This window comes from Caballeronia udeis, from assembly GCF_001544555.2.
GTDB classification, from domain to species: domain Bacteria; phylum Pseudomonadota; class Gammaproteobacteria; order Burkholderiales; family Burkholderiaceae; genus Caballeronia; species Caballeronia udeis.
In genome coordinates this window covers 109,323-125,550 of the sequence record NZ_FCOK02000013.1, presented here as the reverse complement: position 1 = coordinate 125,550, position 16,228 = coordinate 109,323, and the positions used below count along the sequence as shown (strand labels likewise).

Annotated in this window: 13 protein-coding genes and 2 pseudogenes; 6 read left to right on the top strand and 9 right to left on the bottom strand. The window is 60.6% G+C overall.

What is annotated here, in order from left to right; genetic code table 11:
* Both AWB69_RS12450 and AWB69_RS12445 read right to left on the bottom strand, forming a co-directional pair.
* Positions 1-1,389 (bottom strand): MFS transporter, encoded by a 1,389-nt coding sequence (locus AWB69_RS12450; protein WP_062085197.1) that lies wholly within the window; start codon positions 1,387-1,389, stop codon positions 1-3.
* Positions 1,390-1,436: 47 nt separating this feature from the next.
* Positions 1,437-2,168, bottom strand: a complete 732-nt coding sequence (locus AWB69_RS12445) for an enoyl-CoA hydratase/isomerase family protein (protein ID WP_062085196.1) — start codon at positions 2,166-2,168, stop codon at positions 1,437-1,439.
* Positions 2,169-2,236: 68 nt separating this feature from the next.
* Here AWB69_RS12445 and AWB69_RS12440 point away from each other — a divergent pair, with 68 nt between their 5' ends.
* On the top strand, positions 2,237-2,998 hold the full coding sequence (locus AWB69_RS12440) for a GntR family transcriptional regulator (RefSeq protein WP_062085195.1): 762 nt from the start codon (positions 2,237-2,239) through the stop codon (positions 2,996-2,998).
* A gap of 106 nt (positions 2,999-3,104) precedes the next feature.
* On the opposite strand, the gene AWB69_RS47630 is transcribed toward AWB69_RS12440, so the two are convergent.
* The gene (locus AWB69_RS47630) at positions 3,105-3,257 is read right to left on the bottom strand and encodes a CoA transferase (RefSeq protein WP_156528824.1); all 153 of its coding nucleotides are present in this window, start codon (positions 3,255-3,257) and stop codon (positions 3,105-3,107) included.
* Between AWB69_RS47630 and AWB69_RS50765 the strand changes: the two are divergent.
* Positions 3,244-3,315, top strand: a pseudogene (locus AWB69_RS50765) (hypothetical protein); the annotation flags it as partial. The gene AWB69_RS47630 and the pseudogene AWB69_RS50765 overlap by 14 nt on opposite strands.
* A 163-nt stretch (positions 3,316-3,478) precedes the next feature.
* Here the strand turns inward: AWB69_RS50765 and AWB69_RS12435 are convergent.
* From AWB69_RS12435 to phnF, 4 genes are all read right to left on the bottom strand, one after another.
* On the bottom strand, positions 3,479-4,321 hold the full coding sequence (locus AWB69_RS12435; protein WP_231937075.1) for a phosphonate ABC transporter ATP-binding protein: 843 nt from the start codon (positions 4,319-4,321) through the stop codon (positions 3,479-3,481).
* Positions 4,318-5,217 (bottom strand): phosphate/phosphite/phosphonate ABC transporter substrate-binding protein, encoded by a 900-nt coding sequence (locus AWB69_RS12430; RefSeq protein WP_062085193.1) that lies wholly within the window; start codon positions 5,215-5,217, stop codon positions 4,318-4,320. The genes AWB69_RS12435 and AWB69_RS12430 overlap by 4 nt, the downstream gene beginning before the upstream one ends.
* A 133-nt stretch (positions 5,218-5,350) precedes the next feature.
* Positions 5,351-6,367: an aldo/keto reductase gene (locus tag AWB69_RS12425; RefSeq protein ID WP_062085192.1), complete on the bottom strand. Its 1,017-nt coding sequence runs from the start codon at positions 6,365-6,367 to the stop codon at positions 5,351-5,353.
* A gap of 477 nt (positions 6,368-6,844) precedes the next feature.
* Positions 6,845-7,612, bottom strand: coding sequence for a phosphonate metabolism transcriptional regulator PhnF (gene phnF, locus AWB69_RS12420; RefSeq protein WP_062085229.1), 768 nt, complete (start codon positions 7,610-7,612; stop codon positions 6,845-6,847).
* Between the two features lie 267 nt (positions 7,613-7,879).
* On the opposite strand from phnF, the pseudogene AWB69_RS12415 reads away from it, so the two are divergent.
* The 4 genes and pseudogenes from AWB69_RS12415 to AWB69_RS12400 form a co-directional block, all read left to right on the top strand.
* Positions 7,880-8,092: pseudogene (locus AWB69_RS12415) on the top strand (phosphonate C-P lyase system protein PhnL); the annotation flags it as partial.
* 31 nt (positions 8,093-8,123) lie between these two features.
* On the top strand, positions 8,124-9,317 hold the full coding sequence (locus tag AWB69_RS12410; protein ID WP_075643901.1) for an alpha-D-ribose 1-methylphosphonate 5-triphosphate diphosphatase: 1,194 nt from the start codon (positions 8,124-8,126) through the stop codon (positions 9,315-9,317).
* 1,141 nt (positions 9,318-10,458) lie between these two features.
* Positions 10,459-11,577, top strand: a complete 1,119-nt coding sequence (locus tag AWB69_RS12405) for a YncE family protein (RefSeq protein ID WP_062085228.1) — start codon at positions 10,459-10,461, stop codon at positions 11,575-11,577.
* Between the two features lie 29 nt (positions 11,578-11,606).
* Entirely contained in the window at positions 11,607-11,810 is a 204-nt protein-coding gene (locus tag AWB69_RS12400; protein ID WP_156528823.1) for a hypothetical protein, read from the top strand.
* Between the two features lie 125 nt (positions 11,811-11,935).
* Here AWB69_RS12400 and AWB69_RS12395 read toward each other — a convergent pair whose 3' ends face one another.
* Positions 11,936-14,758: an ATP-binding protein gene (locus AWB69_RS12395; RefSeq protein WP_062085188.1), complete on the bottom strand. Its 2,823-nt coding sequence runs from the start codon at positions 14,756-14,758 to the stop codon at positions 11,936-11,938.
* The gene (locus AWB69_RS12390) at positions 14,755-15,888 is read right to left on the bottom strand and encodes a substrate-binding domain-containing protein (RefSeq protein ID WP_062085187.1); all 1,134 of its coding nucleotides are present in this window, start codon (positions 15,886-15,888) and stop codon (positions 14,755-14,757) included. The genes AWB69_RS12395 and AWB69_RS12390 overlap by 4 nt, the downstream gene beginning before the upstream one ends.
* Positions 15,889-16,228 lie beyond the last annotated feature (340 nt).

Genomic DNA, 16,228 nt, shown 5'->3' with positions numbered 1-16,228 from the left:
TTACTTGAGCGGGGAAACCCGCGTATCAGCGCCGATATCGAGACTCGCGGGCGCGTCCGTCGGCTGAATGTCTTCCAGGCGCTGGCCGGTCGGCTCGACGCCAAGCCATGCCACCACCACAATTTGAACTGCCAGCAAGCCGATCATCAACGCAAGCACGCCGACCACGCCGTAATGTCCAAAGAGCGCCACCACGATGAACGGTGTGACGATCGTCGCGCCTCGACCGAGCGTATTGCAGATACCCGATGCGCGCAGGCGCACTTCGGTCGGAAACAGCTCAGGCACGTAGATCGCGAACAGCAAGGCGACCAGCACATAAATAGGTATCACCAGCAGCAAGCCGACGACCGGCAACATGACCGGGTTGCTCACAAACGGATAGATCGCGCCGAAGATAATGGCGAGGATCGACGCGCCGATGATGGTTGGCTTGCGGCCCCATCTATCCGCCGTCAGCGCACCGATGCCCGAGCCGATAGGCGCACCGAGCGACATCACGAGCGCGTAGCCAAACGACTTCGCGATGCTGAATCCTTGATGCACAAAGAAGGTCGGCAACCAGGTCACGAAGCCGTATAACAAGGTATTGATCACCACCAGCGTCACGCACCCGACGATCATGCGCGGCAACATTGCGCCCGTGAAGAGTGAGCCAAGCGCACGCGATGGCGCAACCGGGGGCTTGGGCGACGGCGTTGGCAACGTACCACCGTGTTCGGCCTTTACCTCGCTCTCGATCTTCGAAATAATTGATTCGGCATCCTGATGACGACCTACCGACTCAAGCCAGCGTGGCGATTCCGGCAACGACTTGCGCGCATACCAGACACCAATTGCGCCAATTCCACCGAGAACGAACATTGCTCGCCAGCCCATCGCGGGAATCAGAAAGAGTCCGATCAATCCCGCTACCGGCAATCCCGAGACGACGAATACGGCCATCAGCCCCTGCATCTTGCCGCGCGACGCAGGCGGCGCGAACTCGGTGAGCGTGGAATATCCAACGACGTTCTCCGCGCCAAGCCCGAGGCCCATCACAAACCGGAACGCGATCAGGATCAGCATGTTCGGCGCCATCGCGGCGCCCAGCGACGCGATGCCGAAGATCATGAGGTTGGTCTGATATGTAAAGCGACGGCCGAAACGATCGCCGAGGAAACCAGTGGCCAGCGAGCCGAGCATCATCCCGAGGAACGTCAGCGACACAAACAGCGCATTCTGACCGAGCGTCGAAAAGCCGCTTTGCAACGTGGCGCCGAGGACCGTCGAGGCTACGTAGATATCGAAGCCATCGAAAAACATGCCAATTCCGATCAGCCACATGATGCGCTTGTGGAAGCCCGATACCGGAAGCCGGTCCAGACGTGCGCCTGCATTCACATTCATTTCCGTCTCCTGCAAACCTTCGTGGGTTTGTCGTCATGCATCACCGATTACTTCAGTGCCATCAGTCGCAACGCCGAGACCGTCAGCGTTTCCGTCGCACATCGGAAGTTGTGCTCTAGCGAGCTTTCCTCAGCCGTCTGGAAGAATGACTTGCACTGGCGCGCCCCGGCATCGTCAAGTGCGAGGATTCGATCCGCGAGTGCATCGGCTTCGGCTTGCAACGCATCGGGCGCACAAACACGGGTCACAAGACCGGCGCTCAATGCTACCTCGGGCGTAATTGCATCGCCGAAAAGAACCATCGGAAACACCTGCTTGGGCAATGTGTATCGGCCAAGGTAGGCCATGATCGCAGCGGGCGGCAGGCCGTGGCGCATCTCGGGAAAGGCAAGCTTCGCACTGCTCGATACCAGCGTGAAGTCGCACAGGATCGCGAGGCCAAAGCCGAAGCCGAATGCGTTGCCCTGCACTTCGGCAATCGTGATCATCGAAGATGCACGCAGCAGCCGCTTAAGCTCGATCAGCCGCGATACTTCACGATGAATGGACACCGCGTCCGTGCCGGCGCGCTCGCGCCCCGTGCAGAACACTTCGCCGCGTCCGCGGATGCGCAGCACGCGCGCCGTGGGCATGGTCGCTTCGCTGCGCAGCGCGGCGATCATGGCGTCGAACATCGCCGCGGTGACTTCATTCCCGGCGTCGGCATTGTTCAGGGTAAAGGTCAGAATTTCTCCCGATCGATCGATCAAGACCGGGTCCGGCAAGCGCGCGTAATCCAAGCAGCCTCCTGTTGTATAATGATCTGTATAAGCTGTATACAGCGTATTCACTGGATAACGGAAAGTCAATGGCCTCGGCGACGACAAGCGCTCAAGCGGAAACTCTCATCGATGCACCAGCGCCCGCGCTCGAAACGATCGGACGCAAATATCACTCGAAGATGCGCATGGTCGACGCCTCCAGCGACTCACTGAGCGACGGCGTGGTGGTCCCGGCGTTGCGGGAAGCGATCGTGGAAGGCGTGCTGGCGCCGGGAAGCCGGCTGTCGGAGGTGCAGGTCGCAAAGCAACTGTACGTCAGCCGCACACCCATGCGTGAAGCGTTCGCGCAGCTTGAACGCGAGGGTCTGGTGACGGTGGTGGCGCGTGTGGGCGCGTTCGTCCGGTCGGTGACGCTGCGTGATGTCGCGGAGATCTACACAGTGCGAGCCGCGCTCGAGTGCCTCGCCGTCCAGCTTTGTGCAGAGAACATCACGATGCTCGGGCGCGCTCAGTTGGAAGACGTAATAGGCGAGATGCGCGCCAACGTAGCCGCTAATGACCCTGCGGCTTATGTCGACGCACTCGACCGTTTTTATTCGATCGTGATGACCCTCGCCGACAACCGCACGCTTAACGCAACGCACGCGAGCCTGATGGGCCCCGTGCGTCGATTGCGACGGATTGCGATGGCACGCGGCGGGCGCATGCTTGCATCGTTTGAACAGGCCGTGAAGATCAAGGACGCGATCTCCACCGGCGATAAACGCGTTCAAGACCTGATGCGCGAGCAATTGCGCGGCGCTTGCGAAGCGGCGACGGCAGTGCTTAAGGAAACCGAAGGGGATTAAGGGAAAAGTCGCATGCAGAATCGGCCTGCCGCTGGTGCCACGCGGCCGCGCAGCGTCCCCAAACGCATTCAACAACCGCGCATTCTAAACGCGCAAATTTCGTTTTTTAACAGGACACGTACGCCCGTTCCGATAGGCTTCGCTTGATCCAATGACGCGCGAAATCGCCGCCGTCCCGGCGTTCGGCCTTGATGATCCGCGCACCCTGATCGGCTAGATGCCGGCTTGCCAGCGGCACGGCGAAGATCGCCGAGTACATCGCCCGTGTCGCGGAGTCGGCGGCGCCCTATCAACTACATATCGAATCCCCCGCCGACTACGGCAGCACCGGCAATCAGATTGACGGCTTCCCGCAGATCACGAATCACCTCGATGCATTGGACCGCCGCCAAGGCCGAAGAACCATTGGTTTCCTAATCATCGACCAGACGGTGCGAGCCGCCGAAACCCCGGCCGGCGAGCTTGCTGAAGCAATCCGGCTCACGACCCTTCAGCCATGTACAGACTGGCAATCTGTTGACTCGATACTGCCGAAGCCGGTCTGTCGAATTCCATCCGGCCGTGACGCAGGCCGACCAACCGGTCGGCATAGCGCGACGCCAGTTCGGGCTGATGCAGCACGCATACCACCGCCAGGCCGTCGTCCGTGGCGAGACGCCGCAAGAGTCGCATGACATCGTCGGCGGCTTCGGGGTCGAGGCTTGCGACGGGCTCGTCGGCGAGTAGCACGTGCGGGCGTTGCGCCAGCGCGCGAGCAACCGCCACACGCTGCGCCTGTCCGCCGGACAAGGTGCCGGCGCGTTGGCCCGCGAGATGCAACAGGCCGACTTCCTCCAGACAGGCAAGCGATGGTTCGACTTCCTTCCGAGGCATACGCCCGAACGCCGTTGCAAGCGTCCTGTGCCGGCCCAAGGTCCCGCAGCAAACATTTGCAAGCACGCTGCGACGTTTCACGAGGTTGGCATGCTGGGAAATCAACGCGAGCGGCAGACGCGCCCAGCGCAGCGCGTTGCCCGAGAGCCTGGCGAGATCGCGCCCGCCGACTTCCACGGAACCGCCCGTGGGACGGTTGAGGCCGACCACGCACTTCATCAAGGTCGATTTTCCGCTACCGTTGCTGCCCAGGACCACGACCATCTCACCGGCATGGACCGACAGGCTCAGGTTACTGAGCGCCGTATGACCGTTCCCGTAGCGCATCGTCAGATCGCGTACGGCGAGCCTCACTCCCGGCGCGGCGTCAACGGCACGCGCTGCTTCCGGCACGGGCATGCCCGTGTTATCCAGAGTAATCGTACGGGATTGTCGAAGAGGCAGGTTCACAGCTTCGCCAGGTCGATGTTGAGGGTAGAAACCAGATCGCGGATCTGGTTGTATGCGGCATCCGATTGCGGCACTGTAACCAGCGTCTTGCTTTCAGTCGACGCCAGAAATTTCTGGTCCTCTTCTGGCAACTGATGCAGATCGAGTGAACTCAGGATACCGGCAAGGCGCGCCTTGAAATCGGCGGGTAAGTCGCCGCGTATGGCCAGTGGATCCAATGGAATCGGGTCCGACTCCCACAGCGTCACGTAAGCAGCCGGGTCATATTCGTTGTGAAGCTTGGCACTGGCAATTTCCGCGCTGTTCAGCTCACCCGCGTCTACCTTATGGTTGCGCAGAGCCTCGAACGAAGCAGTATGACTTCCTGCGTAGACCGACTTCACACCCTTGTCCGGATCGATGCCGGCCTTGCGCAAACCGAAAGCGGGAAAGAGGTGGCCGGAGGTGGAAGCCGGGTCGGCGTAAGCGAACGAACGGCCCTTAATGTCCGCCAGCGTCTTGATACCTGAACCGGGCCAGGTGACGATGGACGCGTAATACGAGGCAGGCTGGCCGTTTTCTCCCGCGAATGTCGCGACCGCTTCTGCATGGGCCACCTGGTGAGCTAGCACATACCCGAGCGGCCCGAATTGGCCGAACTCGAGCTTGTCGTTGCGCATGGCCTCAATCTCGGCGTTATAGCTGGTCGCGACGTAGAGCTGAACCTTGCAACCAAGCTTTTCGCCGATCATCTTGGCGAGATCTGAATACACTGGCATCAACCGCTGCGCTGACTCAAAAGGCTCGACGCCGAAGCGCACCACGCCGTCGTTCGGACAGGCGCCGGCGGCATGAGCTACTCCTGTGATCAGCGTGGCAACGGCAGCCGCGAACGCAATAATTTTGGATACCTTCATATTTTTCTCGCGTGATGGTGTACATCGATTCGGACAGTGTATGGGCTGGCTGTGAACCGACAGTGACAGCCACCCGCCTTATTGTTATTGCGTAGTTTCTATTACTGAGCGTTGTTTGAATTCGTCAGTCCTGTCACGAACCGTGGCGTGGAATTCGGCCAAAGAAGGGGTGCTTGGGATCGTTGAAGCCCGGCGTCGAAGAATGGCCGGTAGAAACGAGCGAGTCGACGAAGGCCTCGTCTTCGGCGCTTAGGCAATAGTGCAAGGCCGGCAGATAGTCGTCCCATTGTGCTTCGGTGCGAGGTCCAGCTATGGTCGAACTGATATAGCGGCTGTTCAGCACCCACGCGAGCGCGAATTGCCCCGCGGTAATGCCCCGCGCTTCAGCATGATCGCGAACCCGTCGTGCCAGTTCCAGCGACTCAGTTCGCCATTCGGCCTGCCGCAGGCGACGGTCGCCGCGGCCAGCACGTGTATCGGACGGCGGCGTTGCACCCGGTTCGTACTTGCCGGTCAGCACGCCGCGCGCGAGCGGACTGTACGAAATCACGCCAAGCCCGTAACGGTGCGCGGCGCTGAGTTGCTCGGCCTCAGCCTGTCGATTCACGATGTTGTAGAGCGGTTGGCTAGCCACTGGAGCATCCAGCCCGAGTGCCTGTGCCGTGTGAGTGAATTCGGCGATCTTCCAGCCGCGATGGTTCGACAGGCCGTAGTAGCGCAGTTTGCCCGCCTGGATCAGGTCATTTAACGCACGCACCGTTTCGTCGACCGGAGTGTCGTGATCTTCGGCGTGGATGTAAAGCAGATCGATATAGTCGGTATTCAGGCGTTTCAGGCTGGCCTCGACGGCTCGCACCACGTGTTTGCGCGACGCGCCGCCTGCATTCACGTCGCCGTCACCCAAGGGACTGGCAAACTTGGTCGCCAGCACCCAGCGATCGCGCTGCTTGACTATGCATCGCCCGACGGTGCGCTCCGACTCCCCGCCAACGTATGCGTCGGCCGTGTCGATCGAATTGACTCCTTGCTCATGGGCCTTGCCGATGATGCGTGCAGCGCTTGTTTCGTCGGTCGGGCCGCCGAACATCATTGTGCCCAGAGTCAGTGCCGAGACCTTGATGCCGCTGCGGCCGAGTTGTCGAAATTCCATGTCAGATTTGTTTCCGCAATTCGCGATTGTTTCTGGAAAATAGTCCTGTCCACGTCAAGTTCCATGACGTAACAGAAAAGAGAACTTGCTGAATCGTTTAATGTGAATTACCTATTCCATGCCGAGGTCCGGGCAGACCACCGGTGCGTGCGGCCGCCATGGAATCGAACCCATTCTAGAAATCTCATGTGACAGCGCAGTGAACATCTTGATGTCTAGATGACTCAATCTTCTCGGTGGCAGTTGCCGGCTGTGCCACGTGACCGAGGTCGCGCATCGCTCGACCCCGGTCACCGGTTTTCAGTGGCGGTCAGTTGTGCAGTGCGCGGGTATTTCCAGTTTCGGTTGAGCTGCGCGACATCAAAGACTTGCTATTCGAGCGCGGGGTTGCCGTTAGTTAGCACCCGCCACAATCCTCTTTGCTCCCCAGTTTGTGCCGCCGGGTACGATCCTATGCCGCCCTTTCCGTCTCGCTTATCAATCCCGCTCCACGTACAACTGCATCCTGTCGGCGGCAAAATGCGTGACCCCGTATTTGATTGGGGTATTGTCCACATCCACGTCGACGTTTTCGACCCACAGCACCGGCTGCTGCCTATTGATGTTGAGCCGCTGGGCGGTCTCTGAATCTGGCAATATGCTGCCGATCCGGCTCCAACTGCGCGAATAGTCCTCGACGCCAAACTCGGCGAGCGCCACCGAGAGTCTGCCCTGCATGCGTGTCAGCATGTCCGGCAAGCCGTTGAAGCGAGCGGCCGGATACCAGCTTCGGGCATATTTCAGCGGCACACCATCCGCTTCATGCACCGATTCGATCCGGTAGACCAGCGTTCCCGTTCGCAGGCCCAACGCTTTCGCGACCACCGGCTCAGCCTTGACACATGCGCTCGACAGGACCTTGCCGCTAGTAGATTGACCATACTGACGGAAGTTCTCGGTAAAGCGCGTGCGGCGGCCAATCTTATAGTCGATCGCACCCGGCTGGACAAAGGTCCCCCGCCCGTGCTCGATGCTGACCAGTCCCTGCACGGCGAGCCCGAGAATGGCGCGCCGCACCGTGTGCCGGTTCACGCCGAAGCGTTTGGCCAGTTCGCCCTCGCTGGGCAACCGGCCGTCGTCGCCGAAATTGTTAGCGGCAATTTCGGTGGTTAGCGCCAACTCTATCTGCCGCCACACTGCGACCCCCGCGCCGCGTTCGACCGCCAAAGACGGTGTGCCGCCCGCTCCGTCATCAATTAGTTTCATCATGTCGTCATTCAGATCCGCTTCAATATCGCGACGCACATTGTATTAGGCCTTCGTGATCCACGCCGTATTGTTTCGATCCGAGGTCGATGCCAAGCCACGAATTGAATGTTAGCATTAGAACTAGTCGTCTAGACGACTAGAGATATATCCGGCACAAGCCAGCCTGATAAAGCGTAACCACATTGAAGGATGCCGCAGATGAATTACCCGCAAATGGTGGCTTCAGCAGAGCGACGCGACTGGCTGGCGTTGCTCGCGCGCGGGGCTAGAGGCAGCGCTCGACGCCCGGTGCTGCTGCTCGACGAGCCGACGGCTTCTCTCGATACTGCGAATCGCGACGTCGTCGCCGGCTTGATCGTCGCGGCGCGTGAGCGCGGCGCAGCGATCGTCGGTATCTTCCATGACGGGGAAACCCGCTTGAAAGTCGCAACGCGCGTGCTCGAATTGACGCCGGTCGCGATGCCGGTTGCCGCGTGAAGTCCCAGTCCGGTCAGGAACGTTCAACACAATGCCGACTTTTTCCACTACGCCATACAACGCAGTATCGAATAAACCACGGAGCAGCAAGATGCTGATCAAGAACGCGCGGATCGTATGCGGTGAAGAAGAGTTCGTCGGCGTGATCCGGATTGAAGACGGTGTGTTTAGCGAGATCGCACCGGGCACGACAAGCGCCCCTGAAGCCGAGGACTGGCACCGAGATTACCTGCTGCCAGGTCTTGTCGAATTGCATACAGACAATCTGGAAAAGCATCTCGCGCCCCGCCCGGGCGTGCTGTGGAATATGGACGCGGCGTTTGTCGTTCACGATGCGCAGGTGGCCTCGGCCGGTATCACAACGGTGTTCGACTCGCTCGCCATCGGCTCCCGGACGGACGCCGGACTCCGAGGCAGCGAGATCCAGCGCAATGCCGCGTCCGCACTCGACCGCCTGTCCGCACTCGGGTTGCTGCGCGTGGACCACTACCTGCACCTGCGCTGTGAAGTCGCGACACCGGACGTGGTCGATCTCTTCGAGGAACTGAGCAGTCATCGACTGCTGCAGCTTGCGTCGGTGATGGACCACACCCCAGGTCAGCGGCAATGGCACGACCCGGTGAAGTGGCGACAGTATCAAGAGCGCAACGGCAAGTGGAGCGACGCGAAGATGGCGGCCGTGCTGATCGAACTCGCCGAACAGCAAGAACGCTATGCGCACACCCACCGCAGGGCGATCATTGATCGCTGCAAGGCACTGGGCGTGCCGGTGGCGAGCCACGATGACACGCTGATCGAGCATGTCGAAGACGCAGCGTCGGACGGCATTGCGATCTCGGAATTTCCGACCACAATGGCCGCCGCAAAGGTCGCCCGGGAGCGGGGCCTGATAACCGTGATGGGTGCGCCGAACGTGGTGCGAGGCGGCTCGCACTCCGGCAATGTGTCGGCAGTCGATCTCGCAAACGAAGACCTGCTCGATATCTTGTCTTCCGACTACGTACCCTCGAGCCTGCTGATGGCCGCGTTCGATCTGACGCGGCATGCCGGTTGGTCACTACCGCGCGCCATTGCAACTGTGTCGTCAACGCCGGCGCAAGCCGCTGGCCTCATCGATCGAGGGGCAATTAAGCTCGGCTTGCGTGGCGACATAGTGCGCGTGGCTGTTACCGGCTCGTTGCCTGTGCCGCGAGCGACGTATCTCAGGGGAGTTCGGGTAGCGTGACGAAGCAACGTGCAATGTGAGTTGGTCGCAATAAGAGAATCCGTGCTCGATTTACCTGCAATAAACTCGCGAGAAGCGGCCATGCGAATGCAAGTCCAATGGCCGCTCGCTCCGGGACGAAATCCTTTGCGACGAAGCTTTTTTCGCATTCGCCCTATGTTTGGCAGGACGCGACAGCGAGTTACGCGCGAACTCGAACTTCCGTGTTTGGGGGTTCGCTTATGGAACAGGATGTCTGCAGCCAAGTGCGCCGCTCGCGAGGATAGATTAACCTTCGGGCATCAGCCCAGGCGCAGTTGTGTCAGAGACACTGTGTCACCCCTCCCCCTCGCTCTGCTTCAGTCATCAGGATCGCCTGATCGCCGCGACGTGCCCAGATGCACACGGAATCTGGCGTCATACCGGCCGGTACCGATTGCAGGTCGATTCCCCTACCCCGGAGTTCGTCGTGACAAGGCGCAAGTGTCGCGAGGATTGCACTGAGCTCATCGGGCAAGCGCCGCTGGACTTCATCCCGGTCTACGTTAGGTCAAGAGCGGTTTGTCTCGTCTTGGCTCTATCCTGCGCTTCTCGCCGCAAGTGACAAACTGGCTACACGATTAACGATGGAAATCCAGGCTAGTTGTCTAGACCTCCAGAGATGTATGCATTGGTACAAGAATAAAACTTCAACAGTCACGATTTCATCACTTAGTCCCCACACAATGCGCGAAGAACAAAACTGAATTGTCGAAGCGCTTCGACGTTGACCGGAACACGGGCGATAAGGCGTAGTGAGACCCGGCTTCACGGGTCTTGTCAGCGTGAAACCGGACTCATGCGCTTTTTCACAGGTATGCACAATTGATAATAAATTCGGAATACAAACAAATTTTTACGACAACCCTGCTGCTGCCGTTTTTTTAATATTCCCGGAGTGCTGACAAGCGCGGGTGGAAGCAGCGCGGCGCTTGCAACGTACGGTACGCGGCTACACGGGCAAGCAGAGAACACTGCTGCTCTTCACTGCTTTTAGAAAGGCTTCTCGTAGACGCTTTTTCACACCGACCAAGAAAATCTTTAAGGAAACGCCGTCCTCATTACACAGTTCACGCTGGCTTCAAAAGCCATGCGCCCCTCCCAAATGAAAGGAAAGAAACTCGTGCAAAAACGATTCATGATAGCGATGCTACTCGCTGCATCTGGTCTTCAGGCGTGCGCAGACGGAAACGTCAGTCTCAACAATCCGTCGCATCTTATTACCAATATCGCCGTGCCGAACGTGACGAACCCCGCATTCAATTTCGACATTGCTTATGTTGAGGACGGCAAGCTCTACCTGACCGATCGCAACAATAAGGCGATCGATGTGGTCGATACCTCGACGAACAAGCTGATCGCACAGATCCCGGGCGCGTATGCCGGGATCGGCAAGAATTCAACGAAATCGGGTCCTGATGGGATCGTCGGTATCACCGGCACGCACACGATCTATGTCGGTGATGTGAACTCGGTCAAGGTAGTCGACACCGACGCACAACAAGTCATCAAGACCATCCCGATCAGCCGGGCGGGTAACCGGGTCGACGAAGGCTGTTATGACCCGGATGACCATCTCGTGTTAATGGCAAGCCCCGGCGATTCGCCGCCGTTTGCGACCTTTATCAGTACGCAGACCCAGAAGCCGGTCTCCACGCTGACTTTCCCCGGCTCGTTGGGCCTTGAGGCCTGCGCTTATGACGCGAAGTCAAAAAACTTCATGATCAATAACGACGGTACTGCATCAAACCCGCTCGGCGAGCTCGATACTATCGCCGCAAGTTCGGTGGTAGCCGGCACGCCAGTGGTCAGCGAGAGGTTCCCGCTTGGCAAGTGCTCACCGACGGGGCTCGTGCTCGGGCCGAACAACGACGTCATGGTCGGCTGCAGCCCGCCGGCTGGCGACCCGTTGATTACGCTGATCTTCGACCGTACCAGCGGTGCACTGCAGGCAACGATCCCGTTTGGCGGCGTCGACCAGATTGCTTACGATCCGGCATCGAACCGCTACTTCCTGCCCGCGCGAAATTGGGTCCCCGGCGGGATTGCGGCGGATTCGGGTTTCTCGGCGCAAATGGGCGTGATTGACGGTGCTTCCCGGACACTGCTCTACACGGTTGCGGCCGGCAAGGGCTCCCATTCGGTCGCGATCGACAGCACGACGCACCGGGTCAATGTGCCGTTCCAGGCTGGAAGCCCCGCCTTCCCGAATGGTGGCATTTCAGTCTTCGCGACGAAGTAACCGCCAGTTTCCACGTGCGGCGCCACGAGGTGCCGAATCTGGGCACCTCGAGCGCTGCCGGTTACATCTGCGGCAGCACCCGTATCGTCTCTGTGGCCAAGCCAATCATCGACGACGAATTGCGGGCATTGATCGATCAGTGCGGCACCGCCAAGATGGGCAAAGACGCAATGGCGGTCGTGGATGGCACACTGAAGGGGCAGAAATCTGGGCCAACATACATCATGGCCTGATCGCCCATGAGGAGGGAACACCAGGGTTCTTCGAAGAATGAATTTTCAGACGACCGCTTGCTCAAATCCTGCCGGAGACTATCTTTGATCTGGTCAAGGAAAGTGAGCAACATATCTCACGGGACTTACCTCCCTTTCAGATATAGCTCGACAAAGCTGAGGATTGCTTTGGACCGGTAATCCTTTGCGAGCCGGGAAAGATGATCGGCGAAAGGACGGTAGCGCTCGTCGAGTTCGGGCAGCCGGGTGACGCGCTTCGCGATCGCTTTCATGTCGCCGAGTCGCGCCAGATAATGCAGCGCTTCGATTTCCTCCGGCGGCGGAGCGATCAAGGCCTCGATGGAAGGATCGGCAACGGGTGCTGCCGCTTCACTTGGTCCGGCGACTTCCGCCTGGCGAATCTCGTCGCACCATTCGATATTCAGGAGGGCTGCGACCTTTGATAACAGCCCATTGAAGTCGATCGGTTTAGGCAGAAAGGCATTCGCACCGGCCGCCAGGCTTTGCGCCGCATCGGCCCCGGAGGCGCCGGCGGAGACTGCGACGACGGGCAAATCCCGGAACTCTGGCATCTGGCGCAGGCGGCGTATGGTCTCGAGCCCGTCCATGCCAGGCATCACAATGTCCATCAGGACAAGCGCCGGCCGCAGGGATTTGACTTTCTCGAGAGCGTCCAGTCCGCTCACAGCCTCCGCCATGTCAAATCCGAGCTGACTGAGCATATCGACCGCGACGGCGCGGTTTTCCGCCATGTCATCCACGACCAGGACGGTCTCGCGCGCGCCCTTATAGCCACCTATCGTCCGCTCTGGTGGAGCGATCGCCACATGAGGCAACACCACCGGCGCGCTCAGCTCGAATGAGAAGGTGCTGCCAGCGCCGCGGCGGCTCGTGACATGGATCTCGCCGCCCATCAGACACGAGAGCTGTTGGCTGATGGCGAGGCCCAGCCCCGTGCCTCCCAACCGGTGGCGAGCGTCGCTCACCTGTTCGAAAGGCCGGAAGATTGCCTTCAGATGCGCCTCGTCTATACCGATGCCTGTGTCCTCTACCTCGAAAAGCAGTCGCGCTGGCGGCAGGAAACTGACGCGCAGACGCACGCTCCCTTCTTCGGTAAATGTAATTGCATTGGAGAGCAGATTGAGTAGTACCTGGCGCAGCCGTTTTTCGTCGACGCGCACGCCCGCGGGCAGATCGGGGGCCATCTCGCAGGCGAAGGCAAGCCCCTTTTCCGTAGCCTTCACCCGGATCGTCTCGGTGATGAAATGGATGAACCGGTCGAGTGCAATGTCGGAGAGGTTGATCTCCACCTTCCCGGCCTCGATTTTAGCCATATCCAGGATGTCGTTGATGAGCGTAAGCAGGTGTTCGCCGCTGCGCTGGATCACCCGGATCCCGTCGATCTGCCGTTGGTCGAGGCTCTTATCGCGGCCAAGGATCTGCGCGTAACCCAGAATCCCGTTCAACGGCGTGCGCAGCTCGTGGCTCATGTGCGCGAGAAAGTCGCTCTTGGCCTGGTTGGCCGCATCGGCGTGTTCCTTTGCGACGGCCAATTCAGCTGTTCGTTCGAGGACCATCTCTTCGAGTCGCTCGCGATAGCGCCGCAGTTCCTCGTTGGCACGCTTGTGCTCGGTAATGTCGCGCGAGATGCCGAGCAGGAACTGCGGCTCGCCACGCGCATCCGGGATCGGGATCTTCATCGTGTGCACGAAGCGCACGCCGTGGCGCGTATGGACCTGCTCCTCCGGCACGTCGACCATTTCCCGCGAATCCAGCACGCTACGATCTTCCTGCGCGAAGAAATCAGCTTCATGCGCGGGAAACAGGTCATGGACGGATCTGCCGATGAGTTCCTCGCGCCTGTAGCCGAGCAGTTGTTCTGCCGCCTTGTTAAAGCGCACGAAGTGCAGGGTCGCCGCCTCCTTGACAAAGATCGTATCCGGGATGTTTTCGATGATGCTGCTCAGGAAGCACTCGCTTGCCCGCGCGGCATCTTCGGCGCGCTTGCGTTCGACGATCTCCGCCGTCCGGCCGGCAAGCGCCCTGCTGAGTTCGGCCGTCCGCTGCGCGACGCGGGACTCCAGTTCTGCGTTGAGTTGCTTTAGCTCGTCCTCGGCTTTCCCGCGCTGGCGCCGGTCTTCAAGGAACTGCTCGACTGCGCGCGCCATGTCGGCAATCTCGTCGTCCCCCTGCACCGGGAGGCCGGTCTGCGCGCTCTCCACGTCACCGTGCCGCAGAGTGTGGCTCACCCGGCGCAGCCGTGCCACGACATGATGACCGAGAAATACGCGCGTTATCAGCCAGGTGAGCAGCAGGCTCAGCGCGACTTCTGCGCCCACCCATGCGCGCGTGCGGTCCGAGCTTTCGGCCAGATCTTGAACCGCTTGGCGATAGTCGCGCGTCAAGTAGCCCGACTGTTGGCGTGCCGCGACGGCCAGGGCGCCGGCCTGGCTGAGCAAATCATCGTCGAGGCTGGCGAGTGACGCCCCGGGCCGGGGCGTGGACGAGGTGACGGCACGCTCGCGCAGCGCGGTCTCGCGCACCTGCGCCTCGATGTTGACCGTGTTGCGAAAGCGCTGGCTCGATCGATGCAGCGCCAGCGTGTCGCGGCCGGGGTCGTCGCGCGCAGTCGCCGAGGCGAGACGCCCCACCAAACGATCGAAGGACGCCAACTGTTCGAGGACGTGCCGATGCGTCTCGCGCACGGCGTCGACCGTATCGTCACTGGACAACTGCAACGCGAGACGCTCGATCATCAGGGTGTGCTGCGCCAGATCCTGTGCATCCTCCAGGCGCGCCAGCCGATCGTCGGCCAACAGGCGAAGCGCGTGCGCCGAACGGTCCAATGAGTAAAGGCTAGTGGCACCGACCGCGACTACCAACGCGGCGAGGCAGGAGACCACGAGCGCGCACTGGGCTGTAAGCGAGTGCGGAAAAGTGAGTTTCAAGGGCGTTCCCAAATGCGGCGATAGATGTCGCGATAGCCGTTGGCGGGGTCGTAGAGCAGACGATCGCCGCCGTCCGCGGCGATGTTGTCCGCCGTCACGAGATGCACCGGAAACACGTAACCCGTGACGCTTTCCCCCGCGAGGAGTCTGTTCATCTCATCAACCAGCTGCCAGCCGTGCAAATTCAGGGGCTCAGCCACTGTACCCGTCTGGAATGTGCGCTCCCGGATGCGCAGGAAGGCGGACTCGCTCCCGTCGCCGGCCGACAGCATCGCCATGGCGGTGTTCGGCAATCCAGCCTGGGTCAGCACAGGGGCGGCGTAGTCAAAGTAGATGTCGTTGATTGCCAACGCATGCGTCCAGCGTCTGCCGTAACGCGCGAGCAAGCTGCGCGTTATGCCGGGCATCAGTTCCTGGCTGCGCGAGATGGGTACGTCGCGCATTTCGAGCAAGGTGCAGCCGCTACACGCACGCACGACGGCGGCCATTGCGTCCGCCTTCTCTTGTGGAAGCCGGTAACCGCTGTCGGTGAAGATGATGACCCTTGCACGTCCGCCGGACTCCGCGATGGCCGCCAGCGCGGTCACGCGTGCGACCTCAAGTGGATCCGTCGAGACGTTCATTGCCACAGGCGTACCAGGCACCGCACCAGCCTGGGCCGCGACGTGCCAGCCGACAATCGGAATGCTTCGCTCGGAAAAGGGTCGCAGCCCAGGCAGCACGGCACGCGCGTCGCCACCGACGATAACCAGACCGTCCGGACGGCTCTCCAGTGCATTCGCCAGCATCTTCAGCCGCAGTTCCGGCGTGCCCGCGGTGTCGAATATCTTTGTGCTCCAGCCGACGACTCTGGCGGCCTCCAGCACACCGTCGACCACACCGAGGACTCCGCCGTTGCGCAGATCCTCGGCGACGACGGCGATGCGTTTCGCACGTTGCGCGCGCGGCCCGTCACGTGGTCCGTTCCAAGGTGCAGCCGGTTGCGCCGCAGCGTCGACGACGCGCTTCGCCTGGTCCAGATAGTTCCTCACGGCAACCGGGACCTCAGGCACGGGGGCAGGCAACAACCCCTGCGCCGCAGCAACCGACGGCACACACGCGCATGCCCACGCCAGAAGCAAGCCCCTCATGCTGTTCCCCACGGATCCCGTCGATTGTGCGCCACTGAAGACGTAGCCAAATGCCCCGCAGGGGACCCTGCAAACACGATACTACTCTCCGCTGGCCGCATGTCCGCGGTCATGCGCTGGCGCAGCGGACGGCGGACCGGCGGCGAGTGATGAGCCGATTGCGATCCGCCTGCGAGATCGCAGGAATCGTCGAGCCCCGATGCCCGGACACTGGGTTGAGAGTAGCGCATTGAAAGAGTCAACTGCAAGCGGTGACGGTGTCAACCGACGGAAACGACCCGAGATGCTTCCGGGTACCAGCCACCCGGCGATCCACATTGGAAAACAGCCAGAAGCACCG

Excerpts from the sequence above, each read along its gene's own strand:
- AWB69_RS12450 (WP_062085197.1), bottom strand. The coding sequence starts at position 1,389 with ATGAATGTGAATGCAGGCGCACGTCTGGACCGGCTTCCGGTATCGGGC.
- AWB69_RS12440 (WP_062085195.1), top strand. The coding sequence starts at position 2,237 with ATGGCCTCGGCGACGACAAGCGCTCAAGCGGAAACTCTCATCGATGCA.
- AWB69_RS47630 (WP_156528824.1), bottom strand. The coding sequence starts at position 3,257 with ATGTACTCGGCGATCTTCGCCGTGCCGCTGGCAAGCCGGCATCTAGCC.
- AWB69_RS12430 (WP_062085193.1), bottom strand. The coding sequence starts at position 5,217 with ATGAAGGTATCCAAAATTATTGCGTTCGCGGCTGCCGTTGCCACGCTG.
- AWB69_RS12425 (WP_062085192.1), bottom strand. The coding sequence starts at position 6,367 with ATGGAATTTCGACAACTCGGCCGCAGCGGCATCAAGGTCTCGGCACTG.
- phnF (WP_062085229.1), bottom strand. The coding sequence starts at position 7,612 with ATGAAACTAATTGATGACGGAGCGGGCGGCACACCGTCTTTGGCGGTC.
- AWB69_RS12410 (WP_075643901.1), top strand. The coding sequence starts at position 8,124 with ATGCCGACTTTTTCCACTACGCCATACAACGCAGTATCGAATAAACCA.
- AWB69_RS12390 (WP_062085187.1), bottom strand. The coding sequence starts at position 15,888 with ATGAGGGGCTTGCTTCTGGCGTGGGCATGCGCGTGTGTGCCGTCGGTT.